The sequence below is a fragment of the Streptomyces bluensis genome (genome assembly GCF_014650715.1).
In the GTDB taxonomy this organism is placed as follows: Bacteria; Actinomycetota; Actinomycetes; order Streptomycetales; family Streptomycetaceae; genus Streptomyces; species Streptomyces bluensis.
This window is the reverse complement of the sequence record NZ_BMVM01000020.1, coordinates 128,341-144,275: the sequence shown is the minus strand read 5'-3', so window position 1 is coordinate 144,275 and position 15,935 is coordinate 128,341. Positions and strand designations below refer to the sequence as shown.

Sequence of the window (15,935 nt, the reverse complement as noted above, 5' to 3'; positions counted from 1 at the left end):
GTAGGACACCGCCGAACAAATATTGGGAAAGGCCCACACCTCACGGTGTGGGCCTTTTTCGTTTTCCGGCATTTCCCAGGGGCACCCTGCTCCCTGGGAAACCACTCCTCACAGGCGCCCCGTCGCTTTCAATGCCAGGTAGGCGTCGGCCAGCGCTGGTGCCAGGTCTTCCGGTGTTGTGTCGACGACTGTGACTCCGTGACGGCGGAGTTGCTCTGCTGTCCGGTGGCGTTCTGCCTGGGCCTGGGCTGCGGCAGCGGCCTCGTACACGGCGTCTGGGTTTCCGCGTGCCTTGGCCATGTCGGCGATGTGAGGGTCCGCGACTGATGCCACGAGAACAGTGTGGCGTTGGGTCAGCTGAGGAAGTACGGGAAGCAGGCCCTCTTCGACGGGGGCCGCGTCCAGGCTCGTCAGGAGCACGATCAGGGCGCGGCGTGGGGCCACACGGAGTGCGGCGGCTGTAAGGGCGCGTGCGTCCGTTTCGATGAGTTCGGGTTCCAGCGTGGCCAACGCGTTGACCAGGGACGGAAGGACATCGCCTGCCGTGCGGCCCTGGACGAGGGCGCGTACTCGGCGGTCGTACGCCAGGAGGTCCACGCGGTCGCCGGCACGGGACGCGAGAGTGGCCAGGAGCAGGGCGGCGTCCATGGAGGCGTCAAGGCGGGGGACGTCGCCCACACGTCCCGCGGAGGTCCGGCCGGTGTCCAGGACCAGGAGGATGTGGCGGTCGCGTTCGGGACGCCAGGTGCGTACGGCGACCGCGGACTGACGGGCTGTGGCGCGCCAGTCGATGGAGCGGGTGTCGTCCCCAGGGACGTACTCGCGGAGGCTGTCGAACTCCGTGCCCTCACCTCGCGTCAGCACGCTGGTGCGGCCGTCGAGCTCGCGCAGGCGGGCCAGCTTGGAGGGCAGGTGCTTGCGGCTGGTGAACGGGGGGAGGACCCGCACCGTCCAGGGGACCTTGTGGCTGCCCTGGCGGGCGAACAGGCCAAGAGGTCCGTACGAGCGGATGGTGACGCGGTCTGCCTGGTGGTCGCCCCGGCGTGTGGGGCGCAGACGGGTCGTGAGGCGTCGGCGCTCCCCCGGGGGGACTGTGAGGTGGTGACGGGAGGCGGCCACCTCGGTGCCGGGCTGCCAGCTGCTCGGGGGCCAGGCGTCGCGGAGATGGGCGCGCAGGGGGCGGTTCGACGGATTGGTGACCGTGAGGGTGACGTCCGCCGTTTCGCCCAGGCGCGCCGATGTGTCGCCGGAGCGGGTCAGGCCGAGGCGGCGTACGGGTGCGGCGAGGGCGAAGTCGCAGGCGCAGGCCAGAGCCAGGGGGGCGTTCACGGCGAGGATGCCTGCCCAGCTGGGTTCCCAGATGCCGACCGGGAGGGAGCCGAGGGCCGCGAGGAGGGCGGCGCGTCCGGTGAGTGCCATCAGCGGGGGACGGGGACGTGGGTGAGGATCGCGTTGATGACCGAGTCAGCCGTCACGCCTTCCATCTCGGCCTCCGGGCGGAGCTGGACACGGTGGCGCAGAGTCGGCAGAGCAAGGGCCTTCACATCGTCGGGGATGACGTAGTCGCGGCCCGTCAGCCAGGCCCAGGCGCGTGCGGTCGCCAGGAGGGCTGTGGCGCCGCGTGGGGAGACGCCGAGAGTGAGGGACGGGGATTCGCGGGTGGCGCGGCAGATGTCCACGACGTAGGCGGTGATCTCGGGGGAGACGGTGGTCTTGGCGACCGAGGCGCGGGCGGCTTCCAGGTCGGCTGCGTTCGCTACGGGGCGTACGCCTGCGGAGCGCAGGTCGCGCGGGTTGAAGCCCTCCGCGTGACGGGTGAGGACGTTGATCTCGTCCTGGCGGGAGGGGAGCGGGATCGTGAGTTTGAGGAGGAAACGGTCCAGTTGGGCCTCGGGGAGGGGGTACGTGCCCTCGTACTCGACCGGGTTCTGGGTCGCGGCGACCAGGAACGGTTCCGGGAGCGGGCGCGGTGTGCCGTCGACCGTGACCTGGCGTTCCTCCATGGCTTCCAGGAGCGACGACTGGGTCTTGGGCGGGGTGCGATTGATCTCGTCGGCGAGGAGCAGGTTGGTGAAGACCGGGCCGGGCTGGAAGGAGAACTCCGCGGTGCGGGTGTCGTAGACGAGGGAGCCTGTGACGTCGCTCGGCATCAGGTCGGGGGTGAACTGGACGCGCTTGGTGTCGAGTTCGAGAGCGGATGCGAGAGCGCGGACGAGGAGTGTCTTGGCGACTCCGGGGACTCCTTCGAGGAGGACGTGGCCGCGGCAGAGGAGGGCGACGACGAGGCCCGTCACCGCGGGATCCTGGCCGACCACGGCCTTGGCGATCTCGGCGCGCAGGGCTTCCAGGGAGGAGCGGGCGGCGCCCGGGTCCCCGCCGTACCCGGCGTTGTCAGTGGTCGGGTCCATCATGGACGGCGTACCTCTCTTTCGAGGGCGTCGAGTTGGTCGGCGAGGGCGATCAGGCTTGCGTCGTCGCCGGGTGGTGGGCCGAAGAGGAGGGTGTGCAGGGCCTGTCCGTCTCCGTGGTTGTGGAGGTGGGCGGACAGGGCGGGGAGCAGGGTCTCGGGCGTGTGCGCCTGGGCGAGGGGGATGCCTACGAGGGGGGCGAGGCGAATGCGGGTGGTGGAGCGCAGAGCGGCGGCCGCGCGGTCACGGGCGCCCGCTTTGCGGTAGAGGCGGGCGCGGCCTTCGACGGTTTCGGAGGCGCGGATCGCGACGGGGAGTCGTTCGGGTACGAGGGGGCCGAGTCGGCGTGCCCTCCAGAGGGCAGCCAGGGCGCCGGCGACGAAGAGCTGGAGCGTGCCCCAGAGCCAGCCCGAGGGGAGCAGGTCGAGGAAGCCGCGCTCGCCGGTTTCGGTGAGGGCCTTGTCGGACAGGGAGGGGAGGTACCAGACCAGATGGGGGCGCGAGCCGAGGAGTTGGAGGGCGAGCGAGGCGTTGCCCTGATCGGCGAGGCTGTTGTTGAAGAGGATGTTGCGCGAGCCGAGCACGATGGTGTCGCCGTCCCCTTCGGGGGCCGGCAGGCGCACCAGGGTGGGCAGGGTGTCGCTCGGGTAGCAGGTGTCGGCGTCCGGGGCGGTGGTGTGGTAGCGGATGCCTCCCGTGTCGGCGGTGCCGGCGCGCCGGGCTGCCGGAAGGTCGCAGCGGGGGGAGAGCGTCGAGTCGAGGCTGCGTGCCGGGTCCGCGCTCACACCGGGGGCGAGGGTGCCGACGGAGGGGGCGCCGGGGGTGATCAGGACCGTACGGCCGCCGGAGTCGCGGGTCGCCGTGTGGAGCTGGGCCTGCTGGCGGCTCGTCAGCAGATCGGGGACGGCGACCAGCAGGGTGGTGTCGGGGCCCGTCGCGGCGCGGGCCTCGTCGAGGGTGGTGACCAGGCGTGTGGACACGCCCCGGTCGTCGAGGAGTTGAGCGATCGCGCGGCTGCCGTAGGGGTCAGCCGATCGCGGGTCCAGCATGCCGTGCTGGGAAGTGGAGCGGACCGAGGCGATCGCGACGGCCGCAGCCAGGAGGATCACCAGGGCGAGTACGACACCTCGCGCGCGGGTCCACACCTGGCGGGCGGTGGGCGAGGCCGAGGTGGTCGGGAGCGTGGCCTCGGTGGTCATTCGGCGGCTCCGCGGCGTGCGCTGCCGGGGGCGTCGGTCGTACTGCCCGTGCTGGGTGTGCTGTGGGCACTGTTGGTCAGCACGGGCTTGGTGCGCTCCAGGTCGTCGTCGAGGGTGGCGAGGCGGCTGTACGTTCCTTCGCCCGCCGACCTGCCACCGTATGTGACGTCGTCGAAGTCCCGGGCGGCGGCGCGCAGTCGGTCCGCGTGGGCGGGGAGTGTGCGGCCCGCTTCTGAGGCGGCCTCGTCGGCGGTGCGGCCGGGGCGTACGTCGAGCAGGGCGCGTTCCTCCAGGGAGCGGACGACGGCGCGCATGCGTTCCTGGACGGCCTGGTTCCAGTGGCCCTGGGCGGCGTGCGCCTCGGCGGCCGCGCGGTGTTCGGCGGCGCTGCGGGGGCGGTCGTCGAAGAGCACGGCGGACGAGGTGGGGGTGCGGTGGGGGGTGCCCAGGCGCCACCACAGTGCCCCGAGGAGTGCGAGGACCACCAGGACGATGACGACGAGGCCGAGTGCGCCGCCGGGAGTGGCGGCGGACGCGGCGCCGAACAGCTTGTCGAGCCACTCCCAGAAGGCGTCCAGAGCGCGCTGGAACCAGCTGGGTTCGTTCTCGTGGTACATCTGCTTGGACAACTCGCGCCGGGCGGCCTCGCGCGCGGGCTCGCGCGGTGTGGTGAGCGGCGGGGCGTTGTCGGACATCGGCAGCGCCTGCACGGCGGCGCCGGTGCCGAGCAGTGACCGTACGGCCGACGGGCCGGCGTGCGGCAGTGCCAGGACCGCTGAGAGAACCTCCCCCGCCACGCCGTCAGCTCCCCGGGGTCGTGCCGGGTGTGTCGGTGCCGTAGCCGTGGATGCCGGCGGCGCGGGCCAGGTCGAGGTCGAGGGCCTCGCGGCGGATGCGCTGGTCGATGTAGAGCAGCACGGTGACGCCCGCGGTGATGGGGAACGTGATCATGGACCCGATCACCGAGCCGATCCCGCTGACGATGAGGAACGTCCAGCCGAGTTGCCCGGTGCTGCCGTTGAGGAAGCCGGAGACGCCGTCTCCGCTGAGAGCGGCGGCGAGGAAGGCGAACGGGATCACGATGATCGAGGCCACGATGTTGGCGATGATCGTGGCGAGCAGCTGGATGCCGAACACCCGCCACCAGGAGCCGCGCACGAGCCTCACGGAGCGGCTCATCGACTTCATGACCCCTTGCTTCTCCAGCATCAGGGCAGGCGAGGCGAGCGAGAAGCGGATCATCAGCCACAGGGCGACGACTCCGGCTCCGAGACCGCCGAGGGCGGCGAGCGCGGCGCCTCCGCCGCCTCCGCCCGCGGCGATCACGAGGATGCCGGGCACGATGCCGGCGGTGATGATGGCGGCGGCGATGAGGGGCAGCAGGAGGGTGAGGCCGAACAGCTTGGCCAGCCGGGGCCGGGCCTCGCGCCAGGCCTCCGCCGTGGTCACCGGCTTGCCGATCACGGCGCGGCTGGTCACGGACGTGAGCAGGGCTGTGGCCACGATGGTGCCGAGCAGGCTGATGAGCAGGACGACGGCCGAGCTGAGCATGGTGGTGCCCATGGCCTGGGTCAGTTCGTCGAGCGAGGCGCTGGGGTCGTTGAGGGCCTCGGTGCCGGCGGTGTCGTCGAGGACGAAGCCCTGAACCAGGATGACCGCGATCTGCGTGACGACGGCGACGGTCAGCGCGATGCCGAGGACCGTGCGCCAGTACGTGCGCATGGTGGAGACCGCGCCGTCGAGGATCTCGCCGACGCCGAGCGGGCGCAGCGGGATCACCCCGGGCTTTGCCGCGGGCGGGGGGCCGCCCCACGGTCCGCCCCAGCCGCCGGGACCGCCGTGGCCGGGCGGGCCCCAGCCGCCGTAGCCGCCGCCCTGGCCGCCGTAGCCACCGGGGCCGCCCGGACCGTAGCCACCGGGGCCGCCAGGCTGCTGGCCGCCCCAGCCCGGGCCGGGCGGAGGGGGTGGTGGGGCCTGACCGGGGTCCTGAGGGCTCGGAGCCGACCACTGGCCGGGCGGGGGCTGCTCCTTGGACCACTTCGACGGCGGCTCCGATGGGTTCACGCCACCCTGGCCCGGCTGCTCCGGGGGGTGCGTGGCGCCGGAGCCGGCCGGTTCCTGGCCGTCCGAGGGGGCGGATCCGGGCGAGGCCCAGCCCGGAGTGTCGTTCATCGTCGCTCCTTCACGGTGCCCGTCCGCGGTTGCGGTGGCAGGTTGGCGCCCATCGTGCCACGGTGCGTGCCTCAAGTGACCAGGGGTGGTATGGGCTGCGCACCTTCAATTGTCTGGCCGGTAGGGGGCAGACTGGGCGGATGGCTGATCAGCACGCGCAATCCAGCGACGACAACCGGCCGACGGAGATCCCCGCGATCCGTTGGGACGAGCCACCCGAAGGGCCCGTTGTGGTCCTTCTCGACCAGACGCGGCTGCCGGCCGAGGAGGTCGAGCTGGTGTGCACGGACGCACCCGCGCTGGTGGAGGCGATCCGCACCCTGGCGGTCCGCGGGGCGCCGCTGCTGGGGATCGCCGGGGCGTACGGCGTCGCGCTCGCCGCCGCGCGCGGGTTCGACGTGGAGGAGGCGGCTGTCTCTCTGGCGGGTGCTCGGCCCACCGCGGTGAACCTCGCGGTCGGCGTGCGCCGGGCCCGGGACGCGTACCGGGCCGCGCTCGCCCGGGGCGGGGCCCAGGAACAGGGGGCCGGGGCGGCGCTCGCGGCGGCGCGGGCGGTGCACCAGGAGGACGCCGAGGCGAGTGTCCGCATGGCTGGGCATGGGCTGGCGCTGCTCGACGAGTTGCTGCCGGGCGGCGGGCACCGGGTGCTCACGCACTGCAACAGCGGTTCGCTGGTATCGGGAGGGGAGGGCACGGCGTTCGCTGTGGCGCTGGCGGCGCACCGGGAAGGGCGGCTGCGCAGGCTGTGGGTGGACGAGACGCGGCCGTTGCTCCAGGGGGCCCGTCTGACGGCGTACGAGGCGGCACGCAGCGGGATGGCGTACACCTTGCTCACGGACAACGCGGCGGGTTCGCTGTTCGCGGCCGGGGAGGTGGACGCGGTGCTGGTCGGGGCCGACCGGATCGCGGCCGACGGCTCGGTGGCGAACAAGGTGGGGACGTATCCGCTCGCGGTGCTGGCCCAGTATCACCATGTGCCGTTCATCGTGGTGGCGCCGGTGACGACGGTGGATCTTGACACTGCGGACGGCGCGTCGATCGAGGTCGAGCAGCGGGCCGGGTACGAGGTGACGGAGATCGCGGCGCCCCAGGTGCCGGTGGCGGGAGCGGAAGCGGGTGGTGGGATTCCGGTGGCACCCCTGGGGACGCAGGCGTACAACCCGGCGTTCGACGTGACACCGCCCGAGTTGGTGACGGCGATCGTCACCGACGAGGGGGTCGTGTCGCCCGTGACGGCCGAAGCACTTGCCGCGCTGTGTGACAGGTCACGCCAGGTAACGATTTAGTTAATGGGATGATGTCATTCATGAAGGGACGAGTCCTTGTCGTCGACGACGACACCGCACTGGCCGAGATGCTCGGCATCGTGTTGCGTGGTGAAGGTTTTGAGCCGTCTTTCGTAGCCGACGGCGACAAGGCGCTGGCCGCATTCAGGGAGACCAAGCCCGACCTGGTGTTGCTGGACCTGATGCTGCCCGGCCGGGACGGCATAGAGGTGTGCCGCCTGATCAGGGCGGAGTCCGGGGTGCCGATCGTGATGCTCACGGCCAAGAGCGACACGGTGGACGTGGTGGTCGGGCTGGAGTCCGGTGCCGATGACTACATCGTGAAGCCGTTCAAGCCGAAGGAGCTCGTGGCCCGTATCCGGGCGCGCCTGCGGAGGTCGGAGGAGCCGGCGCCGGAGCAGCTCGCCATCGGTGACCTCGTCATCGACGTGGCCGGTCACTCCGTGAAGCGGGAGGGGCAGTCGATCGCGCTGACGCCGCTGGAGTTCGACCTGCTGGTCGCGCTGGCCCGCAAGCCGTGGCAGGTGTTCACGCGTGAGGTCCTGCTGGAGCAGGTCTGGGGCTACCGTCACGCGGCGGACACGCGTCTGGTCAACGTCCATGTGCAGCGGCTGCGGTCCAAGGTCGAGAAGGACCCCGAGCGCCCGGAGATCGTGGTGACCGTCCGCGGTGTCGGGTACAAGGCGGGGCCGAGCTGACATGACGGGGGACAGTGCCGCCTCGGCGCCCGGCCAGCCGGGGACCCGCGCGGGGCGGCCTGTCGGCCGGAACACGGCGGGGTCCCGCTGGGGACACCTCCTCCACGGCGGGCTGCTGCGGGGCGGGGTGCACGGCAGTCCGGTCCTGCGTCTGTTCATGCGCTGGGTGCGCCGTCCGCTGCTGCCCGTGATGCGGCTGTGGCGACGCAACATCCAGCTCCGGATCGTCGTGACGACCCTGCTGATGTCGCTGGGCGTGGTCCTGCTGCTGGGCTTCGTCGTCATCGGACAGGTACGCAACGGACTGCTGGACGCCAAGGTCAAGGGGTCGCAGAGCCAGGCCACGGGCGGTTTCACGGCCGCCGCCCAGCAGGCCGACAGCGCGGCGACCGCGGCCGGGAACGACGGCCCGGACCCGGGTGGCGACTCGGTGAGGAACGTCAGCGAATGGATGAGCAGCCTCGTGGAGTCCCTCTCCAGTGGCGGCCAGGGCGCGTTCGACGTCGTGGCGCTCAGCAGCAGCGGGGCGGGTGACGCGCGCGGGTTCGGTCCGCGTGCCTCCGGCGGTGTGGATCCGTCCCGCAGCGTGCCCGAGGACCTGCGCGACCGTGTGGACGACGGAGCGGGTGCGGCGCAGAGCTACACGCGCATCGCCTACGAGGCCGGCACCGGCAAGGAGTCGCAGCCCGCGCTGGTCATCGGCAAGCAGGTCAACGACCCGTACGGCAATCCGTACGAGCTCTACTACCTCTTCCCGCTCAGCCAGGAGGAGAAGTCGCTGAGCCTGGTCAAGGGGACGCTGGCGACGGCGGGACTGTTCGTCGTCGTGCTCCTCGGGGCCATCGCCTGGCTCGTGGTGCGCCAGGTCGTCACCCCCGTACGGATGGCGGCCGGGATCGCCGAGCGGCTGTCCGCGGGGCGCCTTCAGGAACGTATGAAGGTCACCGGGGAGGACGACATCGCGCGGCTCGGTGAGGCCTTCAACAAGATGGCGCAGAACCTTCAGCTGAAGATCCAGCAGTTGGAGGGCCTGTCGCGGATGCAGCGGCGGTTCGTCTCCGATGTGTCGCACGAGCTGCGCACCCCGTTGACCACCGTGCGGATGGCCGCGGATGTCATCCATGAGGCGCGCGTCGACTTCGATCCGGTGACCGCGCGGTCGGCGGAGTTGCTCGCCGACCAACTGGACCGGTTCGAGTCGCTGCTCGCGGACCTGCTGGAGATCAGCCGGTTCGACGCGGGTGCTGCGGCCCTGGAGGCCGAGCCGATCGACCTCAGGGAGGTCGTGAGGCGGGTCGTGAGCGGTGCCGAGCCGCTCGCCGAGCGCAAGGGGACGCAGATACGGGTCGTCGGCGACCAGCAGCCCGTCGTGGCCGAGGCCGACGCCCGGCGCGTGGAGCGGGTGCTGCGCAACCTCGTCGTCAACGCCGTGGAGCACGGCGAGGGCAAGGACGTCGTGGTCAAGCTGGCCGCGGCGGGCGGCGCGGTGGCGGTCGCGGTACGCGACTACGGGGTGGGGCTCAAGCCGGGCGAGGCGACCCGGGTGTTCAGCCGCTTCTGGCGTGCGGACCCGGCACGCGCGCGTACCACTGGCGGTACGGGTCTGGGGCTGTCCATCGCCCTGGAGGACGCGCGGCTGCACGGGGGCTGGCTGCAGGCGTGGGGGGAGCCGGGCGGTGGTTCGCAGTTCCGGCTGACGCTGCCGCGGACGGCGGACGAGCCGCTGCGTGGATCCCCGATACCCCTGGAGCCCAAGGACTCGCGACGCAACCAGGGGCTGAACCACGCGGGTCTGCCGGTGGGAGGCAGCAGCAAGCTCGCCACCGTCCCGGTGCAGACCGCAGGGGAGAACGTGCAGGTGAGGGCGCCCATAGAGCTGCGGTCGACCGGGGCGACGCCCACGGTGGACCCGACGGCGCTGCCGGGCGACGGAGCGCGCGTGGTGCCCCGGCCCTCCCCGTCCGCGGGCGGGCCCCCGGACGACGAAGCACAGGATGAAGCAGGGGACGTAGCGGGGGACACCGAGGAGCGGCCGTCGCAGGGCGGGGCGGAGCAGTTCGAGCAGGGGGAGGCATTCCGTGGGCGCTGACCGCGAGGGGCGCGGCCGAAGGCGTCGGATGCGCGTGGGGGCGTACGTCGGCTGTGGTGCCGTACTGCTGGCCGGATGTGCCTCGATGCCGGACGAGGGGGATCTGCGCGGTGTCGAGTCCACACCACGGCAGGACGCGCAGGTACGGGTCTACGCGCTGCCGCCGCGTGAGGACGCCCCGCCCTCGGAGATCGTGGGGGGCTTCCTGGAGGCCCTCACCAGCGACGATCCGGACTACGAGACGGCCCGTCTGTACCTGGCGGGCAAGGCGCTCTCGGACTGGCAGCCGAACGCGTCCACCACGGTCCTCGGCGAGGCGCCGCGGGCCCGGGTCGAGCCCCGCGGGACCAGCGAGGCCGACGGCGACTTCCTCTACCGGCTGACCGGCCAGGAGATCGCCCGGGTGGACGCGCAGCACGCGTACGAACCCGCCGACGAGGCCTACAACGAGACCGTGCACCTCACGCGGGTGAAGGACACCAAGCAGTGGCGCATCGACCGGCTGCCACCGGGCGTGGTGATGGGCGAGTCGGACTTCCAGCGCACCTACGTGTCCGTGAACAAGTACTACTTCACCTCGTTCGCGCGGGCCGGGCGGCTGGGGACCGTGGCCGATCCGGTCTACGTGCGCCGGGAGGTGGACCCGGTGACGCGGATGGTCCGGGCGCTGCTGAAGGGCCCGACCCGCTGGCTGAACGGGGCGGCGCGGACGAGTTTCCCCCCGGGCACCGCCTTGAAGAAGGGCGTCAGGTCGCTCACGCCCGACGATCAGAACAAGCTGGTCGTGCCGCTGAACGGCAAGGCCGACCATGTCACGCGGGGCAGGTGCAATGAGATGGGGGCGCAGCTGCTGTTCACGCTCCGGGACCTGATGCCCACGGGTGTGGACGAGGTGGAGCTGCGGCGGTCGGACGGTTCGCAGCTGTGCGTGCTCGACGAGGGCGGGGCGGACGACGTCGCCTCGCACGGCGCGGGCGAGCGCGCCGGGTACGAGTACTTCGTCGACGGTGAGGGTCGGCTCGTGCGCATGCCCGCCGATGGTGACGGGGAGCCCAAGCCTGTGCCCGGCGCTCTGGGCACCGGGGACACCGAGTTCCGGTCGGCCGCCGTGGGACGCGACGAGGACCGTGCCGCCGGGGTGTCGAAGGACGGCAGCGAGATGTACGTCGGGTCGTTCGCGTCGGGCGATTCGCTCGGTGACCCTGTGGTGCACAGCGAGGGCGCGACCCCTGGCGACCGGCTGACGACGCCCAGCTGGGACGGGCGCGGCGATCTGTGGGTCGCCGACCGGAATCCGAGCGATCCGCGGCTGCTGGTGCTGCAGGACGGTGCGGGCGAGCCTCTGGAGGCCAGGACACCGGAGCTGGACGGGCGCATCAAGGCGGTGCGGGTGGCAGCGGACGGTGTCCGGATCGCGCTGATCGTGGAGCGGAAGGGCAAGGTGGCCCTGTTCATCGGGCGGATCGAGCGGGACTCCGACTCACAGGGGGAGCCGTCCGTGTCGATCGTCGAGCTGCGTTCCGCGACACCGCGGCTGGAGGACGTCACGGCCATGTCGTGGGCCGGGGACAGCCGGCTTGTGGTGGTGGGGCGCGAGTCCGGCGGTGTGCAGCAGATGCGGTACGTGCAGGTCGACGGCTCCATGCCGGACGGCCCTCAGCCCGCGCCGCTCACCGGAGTCAAGGAGATCGCCGCCTCCGAGGACGAGCGGCTGCCGCTGGTGGCCCATTCGGAGGAGGACGGAATCGTGCGGCTGTCGTCCGGCTCGCAGTGGCAGACGGTGGTCAGCGAGGGGACGGCGCCGGTTTACCCGGGGTAGTGGCGGCACCCGTACGGTCCGTCCGATGCCGTGCCGTGCCGTGCCGTGCCGTGCCGTGCGGTGCGGTGCGGTGCGGTGTGGTGCAGCGGCGGGGGTCGCTCGTGTGGGGGACGGCCCGAGACCGTTGCCGGGAGTTTTCCACAGGCGGTTTTCCACAGGGGTGGCCGGGGCGCTCCGACGTTGGCACAGTGGTGGGCATGCGGGGGTGGTGGCAGGACCTCACCGATCTGGTGCTGCCGGCCGAGTGCGGAGGCTGCGGCAGGCCTCGCACGGTGCTCTGCCCGGAGTGCCGTGCCGCCCTGAGTGGGGACGCACCGCGCCGGGTGCGACCGGTGCCGGAGCCGCCGGGACTGCCCGTGGCGCACGCGGCGGCTCCGTACGAGAACGCGGTACGGGCGACGCTCCTCGCCCACAAGGAAAGGGGCGCGCTGGCGCTCGCGGCACCGCTCGGAGCGGCCTTGGCAGGGGCTGTACGGGCGGGGCTGCGCGAGGCGGGAGGGATACGGGAGCCCGTGCTGCTCGTGCCTGTGCCGTCGGCGCGCACGGCGGTGCGGGCCCGTGGGCACGACCCTGCTCGGCGGATCGCGCTCGCCGCGGCCGGGGAACTGCGGCGTACGGGGACGCCGGCCCGGGTGCTCGGTGTGCTGCGGCAGCGCCGGGCCGTGGCCGATCAGTCGGGCCTCAACTCCCGGCAGCGGCTGGACAATCTCGCGGGCGCCCTGGTGGTGGCCGACGGGGGAGGCCGGTTGCTGGCGGCAGGACGGGTCGTGCTGGTCGACGACGTGATGACGACGGGCGCCTCGCTGACGGAGGCCGCACGCGCCGTGCGGTCGGCTCTGGACGAAACGGCCGTGTACGGCGGCGTGGCAGGGGAAGGAAGAGCGAAACGGGTCGCGGGTGCGACTGCGGCGACCGGAGTGAGGACGGTGCGGTCGGCCGAGAGGGAGGTGGTGGACCGTACCCGAGAAGTACCGGGAAATGCGGCTGTGAACGGCGCCGGAAAAATCATGCGTGCAGCGGTGGTGGCTGCCTCACCGGAATCATTCCAATAAACCGGAACTGAGAGAGATCTTGCGTCGTTGCAGGTAGCGAGAGGCCAAATCACCTGAACGGAGGTATGTCGGAGGAGAGGGTGACGACATCCGGCCGGGCGAGATATGTTCGGTTGTGAGGGAGTGGCGGTGGCCGTTCCTTGCATATCCGAATGCCGTACCGCGGGTTTTCTGCAATCACCCGCGACGACGGGGCGGAGATCTTGTCCACGGGGGAGGAGGAGGTGGAAGTCACCAAGTCCGAGGTTCCGGGACGTACCGGAACCTGGTGATGCACAAGGGAGACGCTCCGCACTGGAGCGGAGCGATCCGGGAACGGAGTTCTGCGTGGACATCGTCGTCAAGGGCCGCAAGACCGAGGTGCCCGAGCGGTTCCGGAAGCACGTGGCCGAGAAGCTGAAGCTGGAGAAGATCCAGAAGCTCGACGGCAAGGTGATCAGCCTCGACGTCGAGGTGTCCAAGGAGCCCAACCCCCGGCAGGCGGACCGATCGGATCGAGTGGAGATCACGCTCCACTCCCGCGGTCCGGTGATCCGGGCGGAAGCAGCGGCCAGTGATCCGTATGCGGCGCTCGACCTGGCGGCGGAGAAGCTGGAAGCCCGGCTGCGCAGGCAGCACGACAAGCGTTTCACGCGCCGTGGAGCCCGACGGCTCACGGCAGCCGAGGTCCCCGACCACGTCCCGGGCGTGGCGACGCTGAACGGGAACGGCAAGGCCGTCCAGGAGGAAGAACAGCCGGACGGTATCCCCACCAAGAAGATCGGTTCGCTGGAGGTCAAGGGTGAAGGCCCCCTCGTCGTTCGCGAGAAGACCCACGTCGCGTCCCCGATGACGCTCGACCAGGCGCTCTACGAGATGGAGCTGGTCGGGCACGACTTCTATCTGTTCATCGACTCCGAAACCAAGGAACCCAGTGTCGTCTACCGGCGGCACGCCTACGACTACGGCGTCATCCACCTCAGCACCGACCCGATGGTGACCCAAGGGCGGTCGACTGCCGCAGGTGGAGAGCTCGGCGGCTGACCTCCGCCGGGTGACAAGCGATCCGGTGCCCCTGGAGCGTGTGTGCGCCCCCAGGGGCACCCCTGTGCGACCACTCGATGGACCGCTCTGTCACCGCTGTGTGGTCCCGGCATGAAATCATGGCTGAACCGGCCCCAACCGGTGGGCTGTTGCCGTTGGTTGGCGATGGAACAGGAACACAGGCCACGGCCTTCTAGGGGGAGGAACGATGGCGGACAGCTTCGGACCGATGCGTGACGAGGATGCCGACGGCGGCGTCGTCGGCATGGGCCCGGAGGGGGGCTCCCCACGCAAGGAGCCCATCCGGGTCCTTGTCGTGGACGACCACGCGCTCTTCCGCCGCGGCCTGGAGATCGTGCTCGCCGCCGAGGAGGACATTCAGGTCGTCGGCGAGGCGGGCGACGGGGCGGAGGCGGTCGACAAGGCGGCCGACCTGCTGCCCGACATCGTGCTGATGGATGTACGGATGCCCAGGCGCGGCGGGATCGAGGCGTGCACCTCCATCAAGGAGGTGGCCCCCAGCGCGAAGATCATCATGCTGACGATCAGCGATGAGGAGGCCGACCTCTACGACGCGATCAAGGCGGGTGCGACGGGCTATCTCCTCAAGGAGATCTCCACGGACGAGGTGGCCACGGCCATTCGCGCGGTCGCTGACGGGCAGTCACAGATCAGCCCCTCCATGGCGTCCAAGCTGCTCACCGAGTTCAAGTCCATGATCCAGCGGACCGATGAGCGCCGGCTCGTGCCGGCGCCGCGGTTGACGGATCGGGAGCTTGAGGTGCTCAAGCTCGTGGCCACGGGAATGAACAACCGCGATATCGCGAAGGAGTTGTTCATCTCCGAGAACACGGTGAAGAACCACGTGCGCAACATCCTGGAGAAACTCCAGCTGCACTCCAGGATGGAGGCCGTGGTGTATGCGATGCGGGAGAAGATTCTTGAGATCCGTTAGTTCTTGGTGAGCATCAGGCGAGGGCGCGGGTCAGCTCCCTTGTCAGGGGCTCGCTGAGCTCGGGGGTGTCCACCCGCTCCACGCGCACGTCGGTGCAGTCCACCCAGCTCGCCGCCTCCCGCAGGGCCTGGGCGACCGCGGGGACCGCTTTGGGGCTGTCGAGGGTTATCTGCCGGGCGACCAGGGTGCGTCCGTCGCGGGCGGGGTCGACACGTCCCACCAGGTGGCCTCCGGCGAGGACCGGCATCGCGAAGTAGCCGTACAGACGCTTCTGTTTGGGGACGTACGCCTCCAGGCGGTGGGTGAAGCCGAAGATGCGCTCCGTCCGGGCCCGCTCCCAGATCAGGGAGTCGAAGGGGGACAGGAGCGTCGTACGATGCCGGCCGCGCGGCGCCGTCTCCAGGGCCGCCGGGTCGGCCCAGGCGGGCTTGCCCCAGCCCGCGACCGTCACCGGGACCAGGCCCGAGTCCGCGATCACCGCGTCGACCTGCTCGGCCTTGAGGCGGTGGTAGTCGGCGATGTCCGCGCGCGTGCCCACGCCCAGGGCCTGGCCGGCCAGCCGGACCAGCCGGCGGAGGCACTCGGTGTCGTCCAGTTCGTCATGCAGCAGCTCGTCCGGGATCGCGCGCTCGGCGAGGTCGTACACCCGCTTCCAGCCGCGGCGCTCGACGCAGACCACCTCGCCGTACATCAGGGCCCGTTCGACAGCGATCTTTTCGCCGGACCAGTCCCACCACTCGCTGGTCCGCTTCGCGCCGCCCAACTCCGTGGCCGTCAGAGGGCCTTCGGCGCGGAGCTGCTTGATGACGCGCTCGTACGCGCCGTCCGGCAGCGGGTGGTTCCAGTGCGGGCGGGAGCGGTAGGCGCGGCGGCGGAAGGCGAAGTGCGGCCACTCCTCGACGGGGAGGATGCAGGCTGCGTGCGACCAGTACTCGAAGGCGTGCGGCCGTGCCACAGCGGAGCCGTCGGGTGTGGTCGACCAGTACGCCCCGTCCACCGTCTTGCGGCCCACCGCGCCGAGGCGGGCGTACGGGATGAGTTCGTGCGAGCGGGCCAGGACCGAGATGGTGTCGAGCTGGACCGCGCCCAGGTGCCGCAGCACGCCTCGTACGCCACCCCTGCGGTCGGGGGCGCCCAGGAAACCCTGGGCCCGCAGGGCGATGCGGCGGGCCTCGTCGGCGGAGAGTTCGGCGGTGGGGCGCGGCAGGGTCGTCATGGTCCCGCACGATAGGGG

Annotated in this window: 13 protein-coding genes; 7 read left to right on the top strand and 6 right to left on the bottom strand. The window is 71.3% G+C overall.

What is annotated here, in order from left to right; genetic code table 11:
- Window positions 1-108: 108 nt before the first annotated feature.
- The 5 genes from IE262_RS33740 to IE262_RS33720 form a co-directional block, all read right to left on the bottom strand.
- Window positions 109-1,419 (bottom strand): DUF58 domain-containing protein, encoded by a 1,311-nt coding sequence (locus tag IE262_RS33740; RefSeq protein ID WP_134035162.1) that lies wholly within the window; start codon window positions 1,417-1,419, stop codon window positions 109-111.
- Entirely contained in the window at window positions 1,419-2,408 is a 990-nt protein-coding gene (locus IE262_RS33735; RefSeq protein WP_134035902.1) for an AAA family ATPase, read from the bottom strand. The genes IE262_RS33740 and IE262_RS33735 overlap by 1 nt, the downstream gene beginning before the upstream one ends.
- A complete protein-coding gene (locus IE262_RS33730; protein WP_189879081.1) occupies window positions 2,408-3,607 on the bottom strand; it encodes a DUF4350 domain-containing protein in 1,200 nt (399 codons plus the stop codon). Before IE262_RS33730 ends, IE262_RS33735 begins: the two co-directional genes overlap by 1 nt.
- Window positions 3,604-4,302, bottom strand: coding sequence for a DUF4129 domain-containing protein (locus IE262_RS33725; RefSeq protein WP_189879097.1), 699 nt, complete (start codon window positions 4,300-4,302; stop codon window positions 3,604-3,606). Before IE262_RS33725 ends, IE262_RS33730 begins: the two co-directional genes overlap by 4 nt.
- A 106-nt stretch (window positions 4,303-4,408) precedes the next feature.
- Complete coding sequence (locus IE262_RS33720; protein WP_134035168.1) at window positions 4,409-5,779, bottom strand: DUF7847 domain-containing protein; 1,371 nt, start codon at window positions 5,777-5,779, stop codon at window positions 4,409-4,411.
- A 140-nt stretch (window positions 5,780-5,919) separates the two neighbouring features.
- On the opposite strand from IE262_RS33720, the gene mtnA reads away from it, so the two are divergent.
- From mtnA to IE262_RS33685, 7 genes are all read left to right on the top strand, one after another.
- The gene (mtnA, locus tag IE262_RS33715) at window positions 5,920-7,065 is read left to right on the top strand and encodes an S-methyl-5-thioribose-1-phosphate isomerase (protein ID WP_189879079.1); all 1,146 of its coding nucleotides are present in this window, start codon (window positions 5,920-5,922) and stop codon (window positions 7,063-7,065) included.
- Window positions 7,066-7,073: 8 nt separating this feature from the next.
- On the top strand, window positions 7,074-7,763 hold the full coding sequence (gene mtrA, locus IE262_RS33710) for a two-component system response regulator MtrA (protein ID WP_150136091.1): 690 nt from the start codon (window positions 7,074-7,076) through the stop codon (window positions 7,761-7,763).
- A gap of 1 nt (window position 7,764) precedes the next feature.
- Window positions 7,765-9,852 carry an MtrAB system histidine kinase MtrB gene (gene mtrB / locus IE262_RS33705; RefSeq protein WP_189879077.1) on the top strand — a complete coding sequence of 696 codons (2,088 nt, stop codon included), beginning with the start codon at window positions 7,765-7,767 and terminating at the stop codon, window positions 9,850-9,852.
- Window positions 9,842-11,671 (top strand): LpqB family beta-propeller domain-containing protein, encoded by a 1,830-nt coding sequence (locus tag IE262_RS33700; RefSeq protein WP_189879075.1) that lies wholly within the window; start codon window positions 9,842-9,844, stop codon window positions 11,669-11,671. Before mtrB ends, IE262_RS33700 begins: the two co-directional genes overlap by 11 nt.
- A 197-nt stretch (window positions 11,672-11,868) precedes the next feature.
- Window positions 11,869-12,723 carry a ComF family protein gene (locus tag IE262_RS33695; protein ID WP_189879073.1) on the top strand — a complete coding sequence of 285 codons (855 nt, stop codon included), beginning with the start codon at window positions 11,869-11,871 and terminating at the stop codon, window positions 12,721-12,723.
- 327 nt (window positions 12,724-13,050) lie between these two features.
- Entirely contained in the window at window positions 13,051-13,746 is a 696-nt protein-coding gene (hpf, locus tag IE262_RS33690) for a ribosome hibernation-promoting factor, HPF/YfiA family (protein WP_373305205.1), read from the top strand.
- 208 nt (window positions 13,747-13,954) lie between these two features.
- On the top strand, window positions 13,955-14,701 hold the full coding sequence (locus IE262_RS33685; RefSeq protein ID WP_134035183.1) for a response regulator: 747 nt from the start codon (window positions 13,955-13,957) through the stop codon (window positions 14,699-14,701).
- A gap of 13 nt (window positions 14,702-14,714) precedes the next feature.
- On the opposite strand, the gene IE262_RS33680 is transcribed toward IE262_RS33685, so the two are convergent.
- A complete protein-coding gene (locus tag IE262_RS33680; RefSeq protein WP_189879071.1) occupies window positions 14,715-15,917 on the bottom strand; it encodes a winged helix-turn-helix domain-containing protein in 1,203 nt (400 codons plus the stop codon).
- Window positions 15,918-15,935 lie beyond the last annotated feature (18 nt).

What these genes read in the sequence shown, in the direction of transcription:
- mtrB (WP_189879077.1), top strand. Translation starts at nt 7,765, where the DNA reads ATGACGGGGGACAGTGCCGCCTCGGCGCCCGGCCAGCCGGGGACCCGC.
- IE262_RS33740 (WP_134035162.1), bottom strand. Translation starts at nt 1,419, where the DNA reads ATGGCACTCACCGGACGCGCCGCCCTCCTCGCGGCCCTCGGCTCCCTC.
- IE262_RS33720 (WP_134035168.1), bottom strand. Translation starts at nt 5,779, where the DNA reads ATGAACGACACTCCGGGCTGGGCCTCGCCCGGATCCGCCCCCTCGGAC.
- IE262_RS33680 (WP_189879071.1), bottom strand. Translation starts at nt 15,917, where the DNA reads ATGACGACCCTGCCGCGCCCCACCGCCGAACTCTCCGCCGACGAGGCC.
- IE262_RS33735 (WP_134035902.1), bottom strand. Translation starts at nt 2,408, where the DNA reads ATGGACCCGACCACTGACAACGCCGGGTACGGCGGGGACCCGGGCGCC.
- IE262_RS33695 (WP_189879073.1), top strand. Translation starts at nt 11,869, where the DNA reads ATGCGGGGGTGGTGGCAGGACCTCACCGATCTGGTGCTGCCGGCCGAG.
- IE262_RS33725 (WP_189879097.1), bottom strand. Translation starts at nt 4,302, where the DNA reads ATGTCCGACAACGCCCCGCCGCTCACCACACCGCGCGAGCCCGCGCGC.
- IE262_RS33730 (WP_189879081.1), bottom strand. Translation starts at nt 3,607, where the DNA reads ATGACCACCGAGGCCACGCTCCCGACCACCTCGGCCTCGCCCACCGCC.
- mtnA (WP_189879079.1), top strand. Translation starts at nt 5,920, where the DNA reads ATGGCTGATCAGCACGCGCAATCCAGCGACGACAACCGGCCGACGGAG.
- IE262_RS33685 (WP_134035183.1), top strand. Translation starts at nt 13,955, where the DNA reads ATGGCGGACAGCTTCGGACCGATGCGTGACGAGGATGCCGACGGCGGC.
- mtrA (WP_150136091.1), top strand. Translation starts at nt 7,074, where the DNA reads ATGATGTCATTCATGAAGGGACGAGTCCTTGTCGTCGACGACGACACC.